The sequence below is a fragment of the Vibrio neptunius genome (assembly GCF_000967495.1).
GTDB classification, from domain to species: Bacteria; Pseudomonadota; Gammaproteobacteria; order Enterobacterales; family Vibrionaceae; genus Vibrio; species Vibrio neptunius.
The window spans coordinates 62,118-81,017 of the sequence record NZ_JXXU01000006.1 but is presented as its reverse complement, the minus strand read 5'-3'; the positions used below and the strand labels follow the sequence as shown (position 1 = coordinate 81,017).

At 47.1% G+C, this 18,900-nt stretch carries 14 protein-coding genes; 9 read left to right on the top strand and 5 right to left on the bottom strand.

The features are described from left to right. Positions 1–5: 5 nt before the first annotated feature. The 3 genes from TW84_RS03220 to TW84_RS03210 form a co-directional block, all read right to left on the bottom strand. Positions 6–383 carry a response regulator gene (locus tag TW84_RS03220; protein ID WP_045974239.1) on the bottom strand — a complete coding sequence of 126 codons (378 nt, stop codon included), beginning with the start codon at positions 381–383 and terminating at the stop codon, positions 6–8. A 72-nt stretch (positions 384–455) separates the two neighbouring features. Continuing rightward, positions 456–2,816 (bottom strand): ATP-binding protein, encoded by a 2,361-nt coding sequence (locus TW84_RS03215; RefSeq protein WP_045974238.1) that lies wholly within the window; start codon positions 2,814–2,816, stop codon positions 456–458. Next, positions 2,809–3,888, bottom strand: a complete 1,080-nt coding sequence (locus tag TW84_RS03210) for a cytochrome-c peroxidase (protein WP_045974237.1) — start codon at positions 3,886–3,888, stop codon at positions 2,809–2,811. Before TW84_RS03210 ends, TW84_RS03215 begins: the two co-directional genes overlap by 8 nt. A gap of 198 nt (positions 3,889–4,086) precedes the next feature. Between TW84_RS03210 and TW84_RS03205 the strand changes: the two genes are divergently transcribed. From TW84_RS03205 to TW84_RS03185, 5 genes are read left to right on the top strand one after another with little or no spacing between them, the layout of a single operon-like run. After that, on the top strand, positions 4,087–5,478 hold the full coding sequence (locus tag TW84_RS03205; RefSeq protein ID WP_045974236.1) for a TolC family protein: 1,392 nt from the start codon (positions 4,087–4,089) through the stop codon (positions 5,476–5,478). Further along, positions 5,475–6,659 (top strand): efflux RND transporter periplasmic adaptor subunit, encoded by a 1,185-nt coding sequence (locus TW84_RS03200; RefSeq protein ID WP_045974235.1) that lies wholly within the window; start codon positions 5,475–5,477, stop codon positions 6,657–6,659. Before TW84_RS03205 ends, TW84_RS03200 begins: the two co-directional genes overlap by 4 nt. A gap of 1 nt (position 6,660) precedes the next feature. Continuing rightward, on the top strand, positions 6,661–9,822 hold the full coding sequence (locus TW84_RS03195; RefSeq protein ID WP_045974234.1) for an efflux RND transporter permease subunit: 3,162 nt from the start codon (positions 6,661–6,663) through the stop codon (positions 9,820–9,822). A 40-nt stretch (positions 9,823–9,862) separates the two neighbouring features. Further along, positions 9,863–10,546 (top strand): response regulator transcription factor, encoded by a 684-nt coding sequence (locus TW84_RS03190; protein WP_045974233.1) that lies wholly within the window; start codon positions 9,863–9,865, stop codon positions 10,544–10,546. Continuing rightward, positions 10,543–11,829: a sensor histidine kinase gene (locus TW84_RS03185; protein ID WP_045974232.1), complete on the top strand. Its 1,287-nt coding sequence runs from the start codon at positions 10,543–10,545 to the stop codon at positions 11,827–11,829. Before TW84_RS03190 ends, TW84_RS03185 begins: the two co-directional genes overlap by 4 nt. On the opposite strand, the gene TW84_RS03180 is transcribed toward TW84_RS03185, so the two are convergent. Both TW84_RS03180 and TW84_RS03175 read right to left on the bottom strand, forming a co-directional pair. After that, the gene (locus TW84_RS03180) at positions 11,803–12,759 is read right to left on the bottom strand and encodes an AEC family transporter (RefSeq protein ID WP_045974275.1); all 957 of its coding nucleotides are present in this window, start codon (positions 12,757–12,759) and stop codon (positions 11,803–11,805) included. The two genes, TW84_RS03185 and TW84_RS03180, sit on opposite strands and share 27 nt — an antisense overlap. 317 nt (positions 12,760–13,076) lie before the next feature. Next, positions 13,077–13,973: a LysR family transcriptional regulator gene (locus TW84_RS03175; protein WP_045974231.1), complete on the bottom strand. Its 897-nt coding sequence runs from the start codon at positions 13,971–13,973 to the stop codon at positions 13,077–13,079. Between the two features lie 155 nt (positions 13,974–14,128). Between TW84_RS03175 and TW84_RS03170 the strand changes: the two genes are divergently transcribed. From TW84_RS03170 to TW84_RS03155, 4 genes are all read left to right on the top strand, one after another. Continuing rightward, the gene (locus TW84_RS03170) at positions 14,129–14,527 is read left to right on the top strand and encodes a RidA family protein (RefSeq protein WP_045974230.1); all 399 of its coding nucleotides are present in this window, start codon (positions 14,129–14,131) and stop codon (positions 14,525–14,527) included. Positions 14,528–14,592: 65 nt separating this feature from the next. Next, positions 14,593–16,053: an aldehyde dehydrogenase family protein gene (locus TW84_RS03165; RefSeq protein WP_045974229.1), complete on the top strand. Its 1,461-nt coding sequence runs from the start codon at positions 14,593–14,595 to the stop codon at positions 16,051–16,053. A 66-nt stretch (positions 16,054–16,119) separates the two neighbouring features. Continuing rightward, complete coding sequence (locus tag TW84_RS03160; protein WP_045974228.1) at positions 16,120–17,109, top strand: membrane dipeptidase; 990 nt, start codon at positions 16,120–16,122, stop codon at positions 17,107–17,109. Between the two features lie 114 nt (positions 17,110–17,223). Continuing rightward, positions 17,224–18,825, top strand: a complete 1,602-nt coding sequence (locus TW84_RS03155; protein WP_045974227.1) for a BCCT family transporter — start codon at positions 17,224–17,226, stop codon at positions 18,823–18,825. Positions 18,826–18,900 lie beyond the last annotated feature (75 nt).

The window sequence follows — 18,900 nt, the reverse complement described above, 5'->3', positions numbered from 1 at the left end:
GGCCCCTAACCATTTCCAACACTTTGGCCATTTGATTGAGAGGAAGTCTCCATTGCAGCATACAGCGAATCTTTTTTAACGGGTTTAAGCAGTACTTCTTTCGCTCCGTACTGATAGAACTGCTGCCTTGCGGTGTTAGTTGTGTCAGCCGTACAGGCAATTATTGTGGTTGAAATGTTGTGAAATTCAATAATCAGTTTGGTCGCTTCCAATCCAGTGAGTCGTGGCATGTGACTATCCATAAAGATGTATTCATAATTGCCCACTAGTGCCATCTCTACGGCTTCCTGCCCGTCTTTTGCTCGATCAATATTATAATAACCCAACCCTTTGAGGAATTTCGACAAAATCAGTGCATTCACTTGGTTATCTTCTGCGATCAAAATACGAGTACCGTTCGAAACCTTATCTGTATCGACATTTCGTGAAGGTCCATTTCATAACGTTGCTTTACCTTAGCCAGTCTTGTTGTGCGGATTCAATCGGGTTATCAATCGGCTGGCTTCGTGGCTATTCACCATCAGTCGGTTGACTAGTTTTTGCAGCAGTTCGATTTCAGGAATTTCCCCTTGTCTTGCAATGTCTTCTGTCTTTTTCGTCAACAGTAGAACTTCTCCCATCGAGAACTCGAGAGCGATACCTTTGATGGCGTGCAGAATAGCGTGAAGTTCGGTTGGCGTTGTATTGGAATGTAGTTCGATCAGAGAGTCGGTTTTAGTATCCAACTCAAATATTAATGATTCGAGCAATTCAACTTTTTCTCTATCCTGAAGCTCAAGCTGATTGATCAGCGGGCTCTGTGAGACTTCCTCTTCTGTAAGCGGCAACTTATTAACGGGGAAGCGGATGAGAGTCGAAATGTTGTTGCTGGCGTTTTGAGGTAACTGTTTCACGGCTTCAGCCACTTCCCGGTGGGTGGAAAACTGACGTGAAAACTGACTTAATGCGTTCTGTAGGCTGCTCTTTTGTAGAGGTTTAGTCAGGACAAAATTGGCGCCTCGGGCGATGAATTCATCGTGTGCTTCTTTGAAAACGTCGGCAGTACAAGCAAAAATGACGGTGCTGAGTCTGAGTTTGGTGCGTATATGTTCAATCGCATCCAGACCATTCATGTTTGGCATGTGGTTATCCATAATGATCAGATCATAATTGGAATGCTTGAGACGGCTGATTGCCTCCAGCCCGTCATTTGCATGATCAACCAATAGCCCCATAGATTCGCAGAACTTCCTCGCTACCATAGCATTAACACGGTTGTCTTCGACCAGTAGGACGGTGAAGTTGTCAAGTAAGGAAAGCTCATCTGAGGACTGTACTTGAGCTTCGCTTATTTCCAACTCTTTGAGTTCAAATGGGATAGTGAGGGTGAATTGTGTCCCCACATTTGGCTGGCTGAAAACGGACACTTTGCCGCCCATTATTTCGACCAACCGCTTAACAATAGATAAACCGAGTCCTGTACCGCCAAATTTACGCGTCGTGGAGAGCTCTGCTTGCTCAAATGGAGTAAAAATAGTGTCGAGCTTCTCGCGTTCTATTCCTATGCCGCTATCTGTGACGGACATACAGACATTGGGTGTTATTGAAGTGTCGAGCGCGAATTCGACCTCGATTTTGCCAGTTTGGGTAAATTTAATCGCGTTGCCGACCAAGTTAAATAGAATCTGTCGGGTTCGAGCAGGATCACCATGCAGTTCAATATTGGCTGGCACTTTATTTTGGATGACAAACTTCAAACCTTTGTTTGCCGCTTGAGGGCCTAATGTTTTTTCCAGACTGAGTACTAATTCGCCTATGGAGAATGGATGAATCTCAAGTTCCAGTTTGCCTTGTTCGACCTTAGAGAAATCGAGTATGTCATTGAGTATCGTCATCAGATGTTGACCGGAGTCGATAAGGATCTGAGCTTGCTCCTTGGTTTCCAGCTCTTGAGATTCATCTTTGATTATTTGGGCAATACCTAATACGCCGTTCATGGGCGTCCGCAGTTCGTGGCTCATGGTGGCGAGGAATATAGATTTTGCTTCATTAGCTTTTTCAGCGTTCTCAGTAGCAACTTGATAAGCTAGGTTGTTGCGCTTTAATTCTGAAATCCGACTCACAAAACCAAGCCCAGAGAGAACGACTAGCAACAACGCAATGGCATACAACACTTGGGAAATGGTATCTCTGAGCTGAGCTGAGGCGGCCGAGAGCCCACGTTCGGTTTGTTCTACAAACATCGCACTTTCATGCGAAAGAATGCGAGACAGTAGCTTTTGTCGTTGTGTGTTGAGCTGGATAAACGTCTGTGCGAAACGGGTCAATTCTTCATCTGCGCCAATAGCATTTTGATCGAGTATGTGGGTAATAAGCTGGTCCAGTGACCGATTATCTTGGCCAAATTCGCCATTTTTTGTCAGGTTGTTTTTTAGTGAGTGCAGGACAAATTCTCTGGCGACGATTAAGCCGATGGTCTGATCAAGCGCCTTAGCGAGTTCAAGAGCGGACTGGCGAAACTGTAAAAGTAGAGTTTCAGTCGGTAGATGTTGGAATAACGGGCTGTGAATTGAATCTATTTGTTGCTGTTGATGGAACGCCTGTATCTCCTTTTCGATACTGACCAGATGACTCGTCAACTCATAAGGTGAGGTCAGACCGCGAATAGAAGCACCCACGACTTTATCTTTTAGCTCAACCACTTCATGGCCCAAATTACGAACCAGATCATCATACTTCGCGAGTTTAGTTAGCTCAGAATACGCCAGGTAGACGTAGCCACACATTGATAGGAAAAGGAGAAAAAACACCACGAAGGTCAGTTTGATTTTATTCATTTTCAAACTCCTGCAAGATGGCTGGTCTATCTCCACTTAACGAATTCAGGAAAGCTTCGAGATGGGCGATGGTTTCGTCGTCAAACGTTTTTCCTAACTGGCTTTCACCCATGATTTGAATTGCTTCTGAAAGGTGTTGTGTTTTCCCATCGTGGAAGTAGGGTGGCGTCAGGGCGACGTTTCTCAAGCTGGCGACACGAAAGAGATAAAGATCGTTCTCGTCCTGAGTGGTGTTGAACCGTCCTTTATCAGAGCTGCGGTTTTCTCCAGTGGTCGACTGGCCAAAGTAGCCAAATCGCATGACCATACCGCCGCCGATGTTGCTGCCCTGATGACAACGAACACACCCTTCTTTCTGAAAGGTTTGCCATCCGAGTTTCGCTTCAGGGCTGAGTGCGTTTTCATCGCCTGCTAAATATTGATCAAACGGGGAGTTTGGTGTGCTGAGGGCATTCATAAACTCAACCAGCACCGTCTTGATGTTATGCTCTGTAATAGGAAGCTCTGCCTGCAAAAAATACTGTTGGTAGATAGGAGACTGGCTGACGTATTCGGTAATTTTTGACCAATTTGAGTCCATCTCAACTGGGTCATGAATCGGGCCATCAAGCTGCTCATGGAGGCTATTTACCCGACCATCCCAGAAAAAACGGTAATTTAGGCTCGCATTAAATACGGTAGGGGAGTTACGGGTTCCAAGGCCTTCTACTCCAGTAGAAACCGCCGTCGTTTCAGCGCCGTTAGTGCGCAGATTATGGCAGCTCTCACAACTGACTTTTCTGTTTGAGGAAAGATTAGGGTCGCGAAAAAGCACCCAACCGATCTTGGCTTGAGTTCGGTCAAACTCTGGGTTTTCTGGGATGGGTGAGACCAAGCCGTAGCGTTTGTCTTGTTCTGTTTCACTGTGTTTATGGTCGTGCTGGTGTGAGTCATGGTGATCGGGTTCTGAGGCGTGATCATGCTCTGCGTCATTGTGTTTTGAATGTGATGAGCTGAAGCCTTCATAGAGTAGAAGGCCAATAGAGGCAGCCGTAATAAAGAGTCCTATCCACAATAACGTTTTCTTTTCCATATTATGTCCACTTTTACAGGCACTTAGCACCTTCCGTGAGATCATTCTTTTTATAAATCTAGTTGCACATTATTTTCGAAGCAATGTCAAAGCAAAAAGAAGTATAGAATACTACTTTAGGGGTATCATAAATGTCTTAACCCTGCCTTAACCCCCCTGTTTGTTACATTTCTCGTACAATAGCGGGAGAAAACAACGATGACATTGCGATATTCCATTCTTGCTCTGACGCTGGTAGGCGTTATGGGCTGTGCGACGGGGACCGATGCCGACTTTGCCACACAGGCTGAGCAGAATAGTGCTCAGTCTGTTGAGCAATTACTGGCGCAGGTGGTAGTCGAGCGACAACTTTCACTTGAAGCTGGTGACATCAGCCAACCGACTCAACTGACGGATTTGATCTCTGTCGCTGAGCTTGAGCAATACTTACACGCCGCGTTTGCTCATAGCCCTAGTTTGCAGCAAAGCGTGATCGCGCTGAAAATTGTTTATGCCCAGCAAGGAGTAACGGTGGCAGATCAGCTGCCTACTGCAAGTGCCAGTTTTACCAGTCAATCCAAACAAGACACTGATGACAGCTATACTGGCGACGTGACCGTAAGTTGGGAGCTGGATCTGTGGCAAAAACTGGCAGATAGCAGCGAAGCAGCACGAAAAGATGTTGCGGCCTCTCAGGCAAGCCTGCAATCAGCAAAAGATTTGTTGGCAGCCAATATCATGCGCAATTGGTTAGAAATCAGCGTCAATCAGCAATTACTTGATATTGAGCTGAGAAGACTGGATGTATTGGAAAACAACGAGGTGTTGGTTTTAGAGCGTTATCAAGTGGGGCTAGGTAGTCTGGAAGACTTGGACAACGCCAAAACGAGTACGTCGTCGACGCGCTCAACGGTCGCTGAATATGCGGAAAACCTAGAACAGAGTAAGCGCAGCCTCCAACTCTTGACGGGGCAATGGCAACCCGAGTTGCAGCAACCTGAGGTAGCGATGACGTTTCCACAGGTCTTGAATCCTCTCGATTCCCTTGCTCAACAAAACATGGCAGGCAGACCAGACCTGCAGCAAGCTTTCTACAATATCGAAGCTGAAGCTCTTCGTACCGACGCTGCTTACAAAGCTATGCTGCCATCCTTCAGCTTGACGGCAAGTTTCACGGATATTGCGCAGTCACCCAGCGAGGCCTTGCTAACCGATCCGTTGTGGAGCCTACTCGGAAAACTATCCGCACCACTTTTTCAGGGTGGGAAGCTTAAATCTCAGGCTGACATTGCTCAACTCACTACAGAGCAAAGCTATTGGGCTTATCAGGAAACATTGTTGACGGCGATTAATGAAGTGGAAAACGCTATTGGGCAGGAGTATTCGCTTGAAAAGCAGCAACTGCATCTTAATCAAGCCTTTACTAGTTCGAAGCGTAGCTTTGTCAGCTACGAAGAAAAGTATCGAAAAGGTCTGGTCGACATCTTTGATTTACTGACCGTTCAACAGCAGACCTACGACACTGAAGCACAACTGGTTAACGCCACTTATCAACGTTTATTAAACCGAATCGATTTAGGCCTAGCTTTGGGCTTGGGAGTCTCATCATGAAGAAAAATGCCATCACTCTAGCTGTGACACTTGTCGCTGCCGGAAGCATCTTTGCCGCCATTGGCTATAACGGTAGTCACATGGCTCAGGCGGGTGAGAATAGCCAGTCTGAGCAACAAGCAACGAAGACCTTGCAGCAACCATTGGTGCAAGAAAGCTTAAACCTCCAGCAAGTCGCGGTGCAGATGACTACCAGTGCCAGTTATCAAGCTCAGGTTGTGGGTTATGGAGAAACTCGATCTCGTTATCAACTTAACTATGCCAGTGAAGTCAGTGGCCGAGTGATCACCTTGTCTGATGACTTCGAGACAGGCAAAGTAGTTACTGAGGGCACCATACTAGCAAAGCTGGATGATACGTCGTATCAGCAGGCGTTAGCTCAGGCTAAATCTGACGTCGCGACGGCAGAACTTGAGTTGTTAGAAGAGCAGCGAGAAGGTGAGCAAGCCAAATCTGAATGGCAACGTTCTGGCTTAGATGGTGAGCCGAATTCGCCTCTAGTTCTTAGAAAGCCTCAACTTGCCAGCGCTGAGGCAAACTTAGCCAATGCAAAGCAGGCATTAAAGAAAGCAGAAAAAGACCTCAAAGACACAGAGATACGTGCACCGTTCACGGCGTTAGTTGTAAGTAGAGAAGTGCAGCCGGGTAGCTATTTGAGTGCGGGCAGTATAGTCGCCACTCTTTACAGTATCGAACGTGTTGAAGTGGAAGTTTCGTTGTCAGAGCAGCAATGGTCAAATCTGCCCACATCCATCGACATCAAGAACTGGCAGGTGACACTGACAGACACCAGTGATGCCCACCAATGGACTGGAAGGGTTGAGAGAAAGTATCAACACGTGACTCAGGACACGCGCCAGCGTTCACTGGTTGTGGTGGTAGATAAACCTCTTGAGGCAGACTCACCCCTCTACCCGGGGACTTTTGTAAAAGCAACGCTGAGTGGAGCTGAAGTGAATGGCCTGTGGGAAGTGCCGGCTTCAGCCATATCTCAGCAGGGCGAAATCTGGACGGTAGATGAACAAGGTTTGCTGAACAAATCGAACGCCAGCAAAAGGTTTAGTCGTGATGGAAAAGTATATGTTACTCCGAGTTTGGCTGAAGAAAGGGCTCAAGTGGTTGTCAGACCGCTGAGTAACTTTAAGCCGGGTATGAAAGTCACGCCAAGTGAGGAGGGGTAGCATGGCGCATCAATCTAAAACACCAAAAGGCATGATCGCTTGGTTCGCGCAAAATCCGGTTGCCGCTAACCTGCTCATGTTAGGAGTCATTACTATCGGCTTATTGTCGGTTAATTCATTGCGTAAGGAAGCATTCCCAAGTTTGGAGCCGGACATCGTGACCGTGTCGGTCAATTATGACAGTGGTGATCCTATTCAGGCAGAAGAGGGGATATCGATAAAGATTGAAGAATCTTTAGAGACGGTCGCAGGAATAAAGCGCATTACGTCGACTTCAAGCGCATCGGGTAGCCATGTTTCTATCGAAAAAGAGACCAACTATAGTCTCGATGCTTTACTGACTGACGTGAAGACTAAAGTAGATGCCATCAACAATCTACCAGCTGAAGCTGACAATCCAGTAATTGATAAGGCTCGGATGCAGGATCACGCCATATGGGTTCAACTTTATGGCGACGCGGACCGCGCTACATTACAGGACTTAGCAGAGCAGCTTAAAGCCGACTTGCTTGCTGAAAGTGCGATTCGTGATCTGGAAATCAAAGCGGAAATCGATCCTATGATTTCAGTTGAGGTCAATGAGAGTCAATTGCAAGCGTATGGTTTAACGCTTACCGATGTATCTGATGCGATTAATGCTGAATCATCCACTAGTATTTCAACCAGCTTGCGTAATGACCAGAAAACTGTTCGTCTTAAGGTCTCTGAGCAGGCTTACGAGATTGAAGACTTTAAAGCGATCCCTGTTCTCACCCATTCCGACGGCAGCCAAATTACGCTAGGCGATATTGCTCGTATCACGGATACCTTTGAGGAAGACACTTTTAGCTTGTCACGATACAATCGAAGTAACTCGATGGGCATTCAGATTGTCATGGATGAGTACAGCGATGTTGTACAAATCGTAGAACAAGCTAAACAAGTAGTAGAACAATGGCGTAGCAGCAATTTGCTACCTGACAACGTCGATGTTGAGACTTGGTACGACAAAAGTACGTTGATCAAAGAGCGATTATCTCTATTGGCCAAAAATGCCCTTACAGGTATCGCTCTGGTGTTTATTGTACTGGCACTGTTTTTAAACATTCGTGTCGCATTTTGGGTTGCGGCGAGCTTACCGTTCGTCTTCTTTGGCACATTATTTTTTATGACCGACTCCTTTGTTGGTTTAACCATCAATGAGATGACCACGTTTGGTTTTATCATGGCGCTGGGAATCGTCGTTGATGATGCTGTGGTCGTCGGGGAAAGTATTTATTCGACGCGACGAAAAGATGGGGATTCGCTCAACAGCACGATTATTGGAACATTAAAGGTAGCAGCACCGACAGTTTTTGGTGTGCTGACAACCGTCGTGGCGTTTCTTTCAATTGCAGCGGTTGATGGAAAAATGGGTCAGATTTACGCTCAGTTTGCCACTGTGGTTACCATCTGTCTGTTGCTATCCTTGGTTGAATCAAAATTTATTCTGCCGTCGCATCTTGCCCATATCAATACCCATCGAAGTGAGAAGAAAGGTATCTGGAGCCACATCCAACAAGGTGCAGACAATGGCCTGGAATGGTTCAATCACAAAGTGTACAAGCAGGTAATTAAGCAGGCGTTAAAGTTCCGTTATGCTGTGGTCATGGCCTTTATCGCTTTGTTTATTCTCGTAATTGGTATGCCATTGACTGGAGCAGTGAGAATCGCTTTCTTCCCTGACATTGCCGGCGATACGGTCAGTGCTGAAATCAGCATGTACAACGATTCCAGCTTTGGTCAGACTCAAACAAATCTTCTTGAGCTGGAAGCCAATGCGGTTAAGGCCGATCAACAGCTGAGAGCGAGTAGCGAGAGCCAAGATCAGAGTACATCATACATTACCAGCCTTCAGGTCATCGCCGATGAAGACCGCACTGGAACCGTACAGGTAGAGCTTTCTGCGGATGCTACTTACAGTTCGGGTGAGTTTGCTGACTTGTGGTTGCAGATGTCGGGGAAGATGGAAGGGATGAAGAAGCTTAAAGTGCTCTCGTCAATGGAAATGGTCGATAATTTTAAAGTGGAGCTTAAAGCTAGCGATAACACAATTCTTACCCAAGCAGGCAATACATTTAAACAGGCTCTGGAACAAACACCCGGTGTGAGCGGCATTGATGACAATTTAGATCTCGGCGAACCGCAATACCGCTTTGAGCTAACCGAGCAGGGACGTGCGCTAGGTGTGGATACTTCGAGTCTCGCGAAGCAGGTATTACAATCCTTCGGCGGTGATATTGTTCAGCGCTTCCAGCGTGGCAAAGATGAAGTGAAAGTTCGAGTTCGCTATCCAGAAGGTGATCGCCAAACGCTGGCCGATATACAGCGATCGAGTGTTCGTACTCCTGATGGTACTGTGGTTCCTATGTTGTCTGTCGCGAATGTCTATTCGGATTACCAGCAAGCAGAAATTACACGTATAGACAACTTACGCGCTGTTTATTTAACCGCAGTAGTGGATAAAGACGTGGTGTCGTCTAATGAGCTGGTGGCTCAGTTGGAGAAAACATTGCTTCCAAAGCTCAAATCTGAATATCCAACGCTAAAAATTGACTTTACTGGGGAAGCGGAACAGCAGCAAGAGTCGACAGACTCAATGCAATCGACCTTTCTTATGGCGTTGATAGTGATCTTTGCATTGTTGGCGATACCGCTAAAGTCTTACGTTCAACCGCTCATCATTATGGTAGCGATTCCGTTTGGTATAGTTGGAGCAATCTTAGGTCATTGGCTGAATGATCTGACGATCAGTATCCTGTCGCTAAATGGTATCCTCGCCCTGAGTGGTGTTGTGGTCAATGACAGCTTATTGTTGGTATCACGCTTCAATGAACTGACACGCAAGCATAAGGTTCCGGTGAGTGAAGCGATTGTTGAGTCATGTAGCAGCAGACTGAGGGCAGTGTTGTTAACATCAGTCACGACCTTTGCAGGTTTGGCACCATTATTGAGCGAAACCTCAATGCAAGCACAGTTCCTCATTCCAGCTGCCGCTGCATTAGGCTACGGAATTTTGTTCGCGACGATGATTACACTAGTGCTGACCCCATCACTATTATTGATCCAATGTGATATTCACAATGGCTTCAATAAAGTGAAGGTAGCGGTGTTGGGTGATAAACATCTCGCTCAAAGTGTTTAACGTCTAAATTAATAGTAGTTTCATAGAGTAAGAGGTAGCCATGGAAAACTTGCAGCTGTTACTGGTCGAAGATGATCTGGATTTAGCTAAGGCTATCGTTGACTACCTCGCTCTGGAAGATATTCAGTGTGATCACGCTGCAAATGGATTGTCCGGATTCAACTTGATTCAACAAGGCCAGTACGACACCGTGATTCTGGATTTGAACTTGCCAAAAATGAATGGCCTGGAAGTGTGTGCAAGGCTCAGAGAGCAAGGGATTGACGTGCCTGTTCTGATGTTGACGGCAAAAGATACCCTTGATGATAAGTTAACGGGCTTTTCGAAAGGAGCGGATGACTATTTAGTGAAGCCATTTGCTATGGAAGAGCTGATTATTCGTGCGCAGGTATTGTCTCGTCGACGCAGCGGACAAGTTACTAAGCTCTCCGTATCCGATCTCGAAGTGGACCTGCAAACTCAGACAGCGACCCGATCTAATACGTCATTAAAGCTCTCGCCAATTGGCTTCAAGTTACTTGAAACTTTGGTCAGGGCGAGCCCTAATACCGTTTCTCGTGAAAAATTGATGCAGAGTGTGTGGGGAGATGAACAACCAGACAGTAATAGCCTAAAAGTGCACATGTTTAATCTGAGGAAAGCCGTGGATAGCCGTTTTGAAACCAAATTGATTCATACGATAACTGGACGCGGCTTTGCATTGAAACAAGAGGCTTCTCAATGAAAATAAGACGTAGTCTGCGGCTCTACTTTTTATTTGCCATGCTATTGACCGGTTCGTTGACGATTATCGCGATGTCTGGTGTTGCGGTAAGTTACTTCTTTTCTGGTTTGGATCTGGCTATGACAGGGTTCATGCGAACGCAGGCGTACCAAGTTGAATTGACGGATAACACTCCTGTGAAAATCAATGACCTCACGGTTGCGAGACGATGGCAAGACTTACCACAGCCAATTCAAGACAATCTGAACCAAAACGAACTGGTCCTTAATGAAGTCCTCAAAAACGTCGTCGGTATTCCTCTTATTGAACCGCCTAAAGAGGGCTATTTCGCCATGAAAATGGAGCACAAAGGAGACGTCAGATACGCTTCGGTGTTGTTTCTTGATAATGAATTTTCTCCAGGTGAGATGCCACAGTTTGTCTACATTGTTTTGGTTGCTATCGCTGCAATCTTCGCGTTTTCTTTGATACTTGTTGCCTTTATTCGCAGTGTCTCAACTCCCGTTGAGGGGCTTAAAAACTGGGCAAAATCCTTGGATAAAGAAAAGCTCAGCCAACCGATTCCGGAATTTGACTACAGTGAGCTAAACACATTGGCAGAAATCATTAGATCCAGTTTGAGCTGCGTGCAGGAGGGCCTTGAACGAGAGCAGCGCTTTTTGGGCTATGCCAGCCATGAATTAAGAACGCCGATTGCCGTCACTCGTACCAACACGGAGCTACTGAAAAAGATGATCCTTAAGAAGTTGGGTGAGGACAAGCAGCTTGAAGTCTTGGAGCGTATCGAGCGGGCAGGTTACACAATGACAGATCTAACTGAAACTCTATTGTGGCTCAATCGACAAGAAGACAAGACACTGCCATTCAGTGACTTTGCTATGGGTGATCTCGTTAATCAGATCGGTCATGAACTCGAATACTTATTGCTAGGAAAAGAGGTCAAAGTGAGTATCAAAGCAGATACTACACAGCACTCATTGCCGCATAGTCTGTGCCGGATCATATTGACAAATTTGGTTCGCAATGCGTTTCAGCATACCTATCAGGGGGAAGTGATTATCGAGCAATCTGGAAGTCGACTTATTATTACCAATGACAACGTTTCCCAAGGTGACGGAGAAAAAGAGCTGGGGTTTGGTCTGGGTCTGGAGCTCACTGAGCGATTGATCAAACAATACAGTTGGTACTATAACAATACCCCAACAGCGTCAGGTCGACTTGTTGAAATTCATTTTTCTCAGCCTGATATCACGGACTTAAATCAGCCCGATGTAAACAAGTAGGACAATTCCAGCGGTAGAGGTAAGGGCTGAAATAACCGTCGTCATGGCAATAATATTAGCGGCCAGTACCGAGTTTCCGCCCATTGAACGGGTCATGACATAGCTTGCTGCTGCCACGGGCGAGACATTCATAAAAAACAGAATCGCAAGCTCTACTCCTCTAAACCCATACCAATAGGCGGCACTGGTGACAAGCAAAGGCGCTAGGAGTAGCTTGTAGCAACTGGCAAACCATGCCGGCCCCTTTTCTTTTCTCATTTTACTCAAATCCAGTGAACCCCCGGTGCATAACAAAGCCAGTGGCAAGGTCATTTTCGCTAGGTAGCTACCTGCGTCGACAGCGACCTTAGGGACAGGTATTGAAAGCAGATTGAAGACCACTGCGGACACGATTGCAATGATTAGTGGATTCTTGGTTAACGTCCTTAGCATGACTTTCGCCGCTTCGGTGGGTGATGTGCCCCCTTTGGGAGACAGGCATATCACTGCTTGAACGTTGTAGATAAAGGTGGTGATAGCGACATACAGGGCCGCGAGTGCGATGCCTTGTCCTCCAAACGCATTGGCAACATAGGCTATACCAATGATACCAGTGTTGGCGCGATATCCGCCTTGAGTAATGACACCTTTATCGGGGGATGTTTTAAACAGCAGGTTTACGGACAACGTAGTGAAAATGAAAAATGCAATGTTTGCTATGGCGGCGAATCCAAGAAAGCGGCTGGCGGCGGAGAAATCATGTTCAGATACCACAATGCTCAGAAACAACATAGTTGGTAGCGTAACCTGAAAAACCAGTTTTGAAGCCACCTCGATGAAATTGTCATTTATCAACCCAATACGTTTGAAAAACACCCCCAATAACAACATAAGGCAAATTGGACCGGTAATTGATAGTGAGAAACTCAATTGCTGAAATAGTGTGTCCATACATGCCCTGTAAGTAAATGAATGAAGTAACGTTGCCAGTACATACTGTGTTTTACAATAGATTCTTTGATGCTTAGTAGACCGTTCACGCAGTTCGTTGACTGGTACCGTCAGTTTGGACAATTTGATGTTGTGGGTGCCAATTTTGTCTACGACAATGTTAACACTTTCTCCTGCCTGAATATTGTCAACGGACAACACAGACTAAGGGCAGCGTATGTCAAATCATCACATCCCCGGTTTTTGATCACAACTGAGAAACCGTGAACAAAGCGGACAAACATGGTATTCACCCTACGGGTTTTATATCAGATAAGTCACCTCTGACTATTGTCTCCTTGATACTTCAAGTACTCGATACATAAATTATGAAAGGCTTGTGCCTGAGGAGAAATGGTTCGGTCGCTGAGCGTGAAGATACCGATTTGTCTTTCCAATGGCGGATCGATAAGCGGTATCCACACCAATCTGGTTTCATTGGTCGGGAAGGCCAATTTCGGCAGGGTTGTAACACCGATGCCAAGTTCTAATACAGAAAATAGCGAAGTGATGTTCTCTACCGAGTAAAGTGCTTGCTGACTTAGGGCGCGAGCAGGCGTCGGATCAAGTAAAGTGCAGGTCCCGTTACGAATAAACGGCTGCTTGAGCAGCGTTTGCCACTCAATACCTTCTCGGCGAGTCGCAATCGGATTATCACTCAAACACACCACACCAATCGGATCGGACAATAATGGCGTGAACGTCATGTTGTCGTCATCGAGATGAGACGGGTTTCCCAACGCTAAATCAACCTCGCCAGAGAGCAATCTCGCTTCGACCCCTGCGGCATTGTCATCAATCAAACTGACTTCTACGTTTGGGTGTTGTTCGCAGAATGCACCTAAAACGCTGGGAATGAGTTTAGCGGCAACAGAAGGTACACTGGCAATTTTTACTCGCCCTTGCTGGCCGGCTGCGGCAGCACGCAAATCATTGTCTAGTGCTGTATAGATATTGAGAAACTGAATGATCTTCGGCAAACAGATTTCGCCAAATGGGGTTAATTTGGCTTTGTTTCCCGCTTCGAATAATGCTTGTCCCAATATCTTTTCCAGCTCTTTTATTGATGTGGATAATGCGGCCTGAGAGCGGTTGGCGCGATGTGACGCCGCGCGAAAACCGCCTTCTTCGACCACCATCACAAAATGCTTTAATTGTTGAAATTTGATGCTCAACTTGGACTCCTTACCATCCCTTTATTCACCATAGTCCCAGTAAAGTGATAAGTTTTTTTTATCGAATGTAAGAAATTTACCGTTCGATTTATCGTCTGTCAAAGTGCAAGATTTAACTACTGAGAAACAATTTGGTTACAAAAGGTTGAAAGCACGTGATTACTCACACTCAAAAACACCCAGTCAAAACATCACTGTTCGCCTCAAAGGCTCCTCTGGAATGGGCGATTGTTAACAATGGCACGCTGTACACCGCGCAAATCCCGATTGATGCCACTGGTGCTGTAGTGGAAGGGGGTATTGAAGCGCAAACCCGTCAGACATTTAACAACTTGGTGCACACCTTGGAATGCGCAGGCGAGTCTCTGAACTCTGTCCTACAAGTGCTGATTTACGTGACTGACCGCGAATACCTCAAAACGGTTAACCAAGTTTACGCCGAGTACTTTGACGCGCCATACCCAAATCGCGCTGCCATGGTCGTTGCTGGCCTGGCAAGAGAAGAGATGTTGGTGGAGTTTGTAGTTTACGCTTCAGCGAGCCAAGCCCAGTAACCCCTTATTTACGAATAACAGCCTGATGGCGAGTAAAGCCGTCAGCAAGAACAAAGGAAGCCATCATGACATCATTAAACAACGTTCAGGCCGAAAAATCGCTCTACATTGGTGGCGAATGGCAGTCAGGCATCAATACCGTTGCCAACATTAACCCATCCGACATCAGCGAGAGTCTGGGTGATTTTGCTCAGGCGAGTGAAGCTCAGGTTCAACAAGCTATTCAGTCGGCCAAGCAGGCTCAACCTGAGTGGGAAAAAACACCCATCGAGCGCAAGCAGGCGGTACTGCAAGCGATTGGTGATGAACTGATTGCCCGTTGCGATGAGCTAGGAAAGTTACTGTCGAGTGAAGAAGGCAAGCCGTTTGCTGAAGGTCGCGGTGAAATCTACCGTGCAGGCCAATTCTTCCAATATTTCGCTGCCGAAGTGTTGCGCCAGATCGGCGATAACGCTGCCTCCGTCCGTCCAGGGGTCTCTGTTGAAGTGACTCGCGAAGCCGTGGGCGTTATCGCCATTATTTCTCCTTGGAACTTCCCGACTGCAACCGCTGCTTGGAAGATTGCGCCAGCGCTGGCATTTGGTAACAGCGTTGTTTGGAAACCTGCCAACTTGACGCCAGCCAGTGCCGTGGCACTGACTGAAATTATTCATCGCCAAGGGTTGCCAGCAGGCACATTTAACTTGGTATTGGGTAGCGGTTCTCAAGTTGGTAACACACTGATTAATTCCACAGACGTGAATGGTGTGAGTTTTACTGGCTCCGTCGATACAGGGCGTAAAGTGGCAGCGGCAACAGCACCAAACTTTGTTCGCTGCCAGCTTGAAATGGGCAGCAAAAACGCCCTAGTGGTTGCCGATGATGCAGACATTCAAATTGCAGTCGAAGCAACCATCGCGGGTTCATTCTCCGGTGCGGGTCAGAAGTGTACTGCGTCTTCACGTTTAGTGGTTATGGACGGGATCCATGACGCTTACGTAGAAGCACTGATCAAACGCATGAGCGAACTTAAGGTAGGCCATGCGTTAGAAGAGGGCATCTTTATGGGGCCTGTCGTTGATGGCAATCAGCTAGAGGCAAACTTCGAGTGGATTGATAAAGCACGTCAAAGCGGTGCTGAGCTAGCGTTTGGTGGCGAGCGTTTGAACCTCAAACATGATGGCTACTATATGTCTCCAACGTTATTCCTCAACACGCAAAACAGCTGGGAAGTGAATCAGGAGGAAGTGTTTGCGCCAATGGCGAGCGTGATTCGAGTTGCTGACTTAGATGAAGCGATTGCTGTCACCAACGATACTCGCTTTGGTCTGACTGGCGGGATTGTGACGCAAAGCCTGCGCACGAGTGCCATCTTCAAGCAACAAGCGCAAACCGGCTGTGTGATGGTCAACCTACCAACTGCAGGGACAGACTACCACGTTCCATTTGGTGGCCGTAAAGAGTCTAGTTTTGGTCCTCGTGAGCAGGGGCAATACGCCAAAGAGTTCTACACCGTAGTGAAAACGGCTTACCAACGTCCGTACTAAGTCTGCATTGGGCAGCCGCTGCGCTGCCCGACATAGATCGGTTCTAAGAATTATTGAGGAATGGTTATGTACCCACAACGAATCATCATTGATGGACTGCAGTACTGCAACTGGGACAGAGAGTATTTCCAAACTCTCAAGGCCAGTGGAATCACCGCAGTCCATGCGACCATTGTTTATCACGAAAATGCACGTGAAACCCTGAGCCGATTTGCTGAGTGGAATTTACGTTTTGAACAAAACTCCGATCTCATCATGCCCATCTACTCAATGGTCGATGTGGAAACCGCTAAGCAACAAGGCAAGGTCGGCATCTTCTTTGGTGCGCAAAATTGCTCGCCAATTGACGATGAGATTGGCCTGATTGAGGTGATGCGCCGCCAAGGTCTGCTGATTATGCAGCTGACCTACAACAACCAAAGCTTGCTTGCGACCGGATGCTACGAGGCAAACGATACGGGCATTACTCGCTTTGGTAAGCAAGCCATCGCAGAAATGAACCGAGTGGGGATGATTATTGATATGTCCCACAGCGCAGAACGTTCGACGCTGGAAGCGATTGACCTTTCTTCTCGCCCGATTTGCATTAGCCATGCGAACCCGAGCTTTGCTCACGATGCGCTTCGTAACAAATCCAACACAGTGATTAAAGCGCTGACCGAGCGTGGTGGCCTAATTGGTTTCAGTCTCTACCCATTTCACTTGCCAAACGGCAGCCAATGTTCACTAGAGGATTTCTGCCAGATGGTGGCGAAGACGGCTGAGCTATTCGGTGTTGAACATCTTGGCATTGGTAGCGATCTATGCCTTAACCAACCACAACAAGTGCTGGAGTGGATGCGCAATGGGCGCTGGTCTAAGGCGATGGATTATGGCGAAGGTTCCGCAAGCAATTCGGGTTGGCCAGATGCGCTGCCGTGGTTTAGCGGAAGTAAAGGGATGGAGAACATCTACAACGGATTAATTCGCCATGGATTCAGTGAGTCCGAGGCGGGACAGATACTGGGTGATAACTGGTTTAACTTCCTGAAAGAAGGACTTGAGCCTATTTCATAAACCTTAACCCAAACATGGAGCAGCCCACCACTACAACTAAAACAAGGTGGGTCGTTGAATACACTCGTGTAGCTGGCCTGATGGCCACTACCGAAAAACTTCTGGAGTCAGCATATGTCTGATTTAACCAATAGCATGAAAGCTGCCGCAATGAACATGGCATCTGACAAATCACAGGCTAAGCACAATACGTCTGCCAATGAAAATTCGCCTGACAAGCTTGGACTGAGCAATCCCGCTTTCTGGTATAGCGGTGGGTTCATCGCTTTGTTTGTTGCTTTAGCGCTCTATGATGGCGAGCTGCTGTCTAATCTGGTCAATGCAGGATTTGGCTGGTCAGTGAAAGTGTTTGGTCCATACTGGCAGTTGCTACTGCTTCTCACCTTTCTTATTGGCCTTGGGCTCGCTGCAGGGCGAACAGGTAAGGTGATACTCGGTGGCACAACCAAGCCCGAAATGGATACTTTCCGCTGGACGGCGATCATTTTCTGTACCTTACTCGCTGGTGGCGGTGTGTTCTGGGCTGCGGCAGAGCCAATTGCTCATTACGTCAGCCCACCACCACTCTACGGCCCACAGGATAACCCTCAACAGTTAGCCGTCAATTCACTCTCGCAATCCTTTATGCACTGGGGGTTCCTTGCATGGGCAATTGTTGGCAGCCTGACAGCTATTGTGGTGATGCATCTTCATTACGATAAAGGTCTGCCGCTGAAACCTCGTATTCTTCTCTATCCGATTCTTGGTGAACGTGCATTAAAAGGTCATACGGGTGCGATCATTGATGCGTGCTGCATCATCGCGGTTGCAGCAGGGACGATAGGTCCAATTGGCTTCCTAGGTCTACAGGTTAGCTACGCGTTAAACGCATTGTTTGATATTCCCGACGGCTTTACCACTCAGCTGATCATTATTCTGTTTGCCATCGCACTTTATACTTTGTCTGCTCTGAGTGGTCTGAATCGTGGAATGCAGATGCTTAGCCGTTACAACGTAATTTTGGCTATCGCTCTGATGATCTACATTCTGCTATTTGGCCCAACGAACTTTATCTTCAACGGCTACATTCAGGGTGTGGGCAGCATGCTCGATAACTTCATCCCAATGGCGACTTATCGTGGGGATGAAGGCTGGCTTAGCTGGTGGACGGTCTTTTTCTGGGGCTGGTTCCTTGGCTATGGACCTATGATGGCGATCTTTATCGCGCGCATTTCTCGCGGTCGCAGTATCCGCCAGTTAATCTCGACCATTAGCATAGTGGCACCACTGGCGACCTGCTTTTGGTTCACCATTGTTGGTGGGACAGGCTTGGCATTTGAAATTACCGAGCCGGGCAGTGTTAGTAAAGCCTTCGAAGGTTTCAATCTGCCGGGCGCGCTTTTGGCGGTCACTCAACAACTACCGTTACCTATGGTGGTGTCGGTACTGTTCCTTATCCTGACGACGATCTTCATTGTCACCACTGGTGACTCCATGACGTACACCATCAGCGTGGTGATTAGTGGCGAAACCGAGCCTAATGCCATCGTTCGTACATTTTGGGGTGTCGCCATGGGTGTAACGGCACTGATTCTGATTTCATTGGGTGCTGGAGGAATCTCTGCATTGCAGTCTTTTATTGTGATCACCGCGGTTCCGGTGTCATTGATACTGCTGCCATCACTTTGGAATGCGCCACAAATCGCGATCAAGATGGCGAAGGCACAAGGGTACTAGTGACTACTTATTAACGACAAATAACGTGAACAGTGTGCGGAAATTATCCGCACACTCCAACCATTCTTACAATAA

Coding starts and splice junctions, on each gene's coding strand:
- TW84_RS03215 (WP_045974238.1), bottom strand. CDS start 2,816: ATGAATAAAATCAAACTGACCTTCGTGGTGTTTTTTCTCCTTTTCCTA.
- TW84_RS03210 (WP_045974237.1), bottom strand. CDS start 3,888: ATGGAAAAGAAAACGTTATTGTGGATAGGACTCTTTATTACGGCTGCC.
- TW84_RS03205 (WP_045974236.1), top strand. CDS start 4,087: ATGACATTGCGATATTCCATTCTTGCTCTGACGCTGGTAGGCGTTATG.
- TW84_RS03200 (WP_045974235.1), top strand. CDS start 5,475: ATGAAGAAAAATGCCATCACTCTAGCTGTGACACTTGTCGCTGCCGGA.
- TW84_RS03195 (WP_045974234.1), top strand. CDS start 6,661: ATGGCGCATCAATCTAAAACACCAAAAGGCATGATCGCTTGGTTCGCG.
- TW84_RS03190 (WP_045974233.1), top strand. CDS start 9,863: ATGGAAAACTTGCAGCTGTTACTGGTCGAAGATGATCTGGATTTAGCT.
- TW84_RS03185 (WP_045974232.1), top strand. CDS start 10,543: ATGAAAATAAGACGTAGTCTGCGGCTCTACTTTTTATTTGCCATGCTA.
- TW84_RS03180 (WP_045974275.1), bottom strand. CDS start 12,759: ATGGACACACTATTTCAGCAATTGAGTTTCTCACTATCAATTACCGGT.
- TW84_RS03165 (WP_045974229.1), top strand. CDS start 14,593: ATGACATCATTAAACAACGTTCAGGCCGAAAAATCGCTCTACATTGGT.
- TW84_RS03160 (WP_045974228.1), top strand. CDS start 16,120: ATGTACCCACAACGAATCATCATTGATGGACTGCAGTACTGCAACTGG.
- TW84_RS03155 (WP_045974227.1), top strand. CDS start 17,224: ATGTCTGATTTAACCAATAGCATGAAAGCTGCCGCAATGAACATGGCA.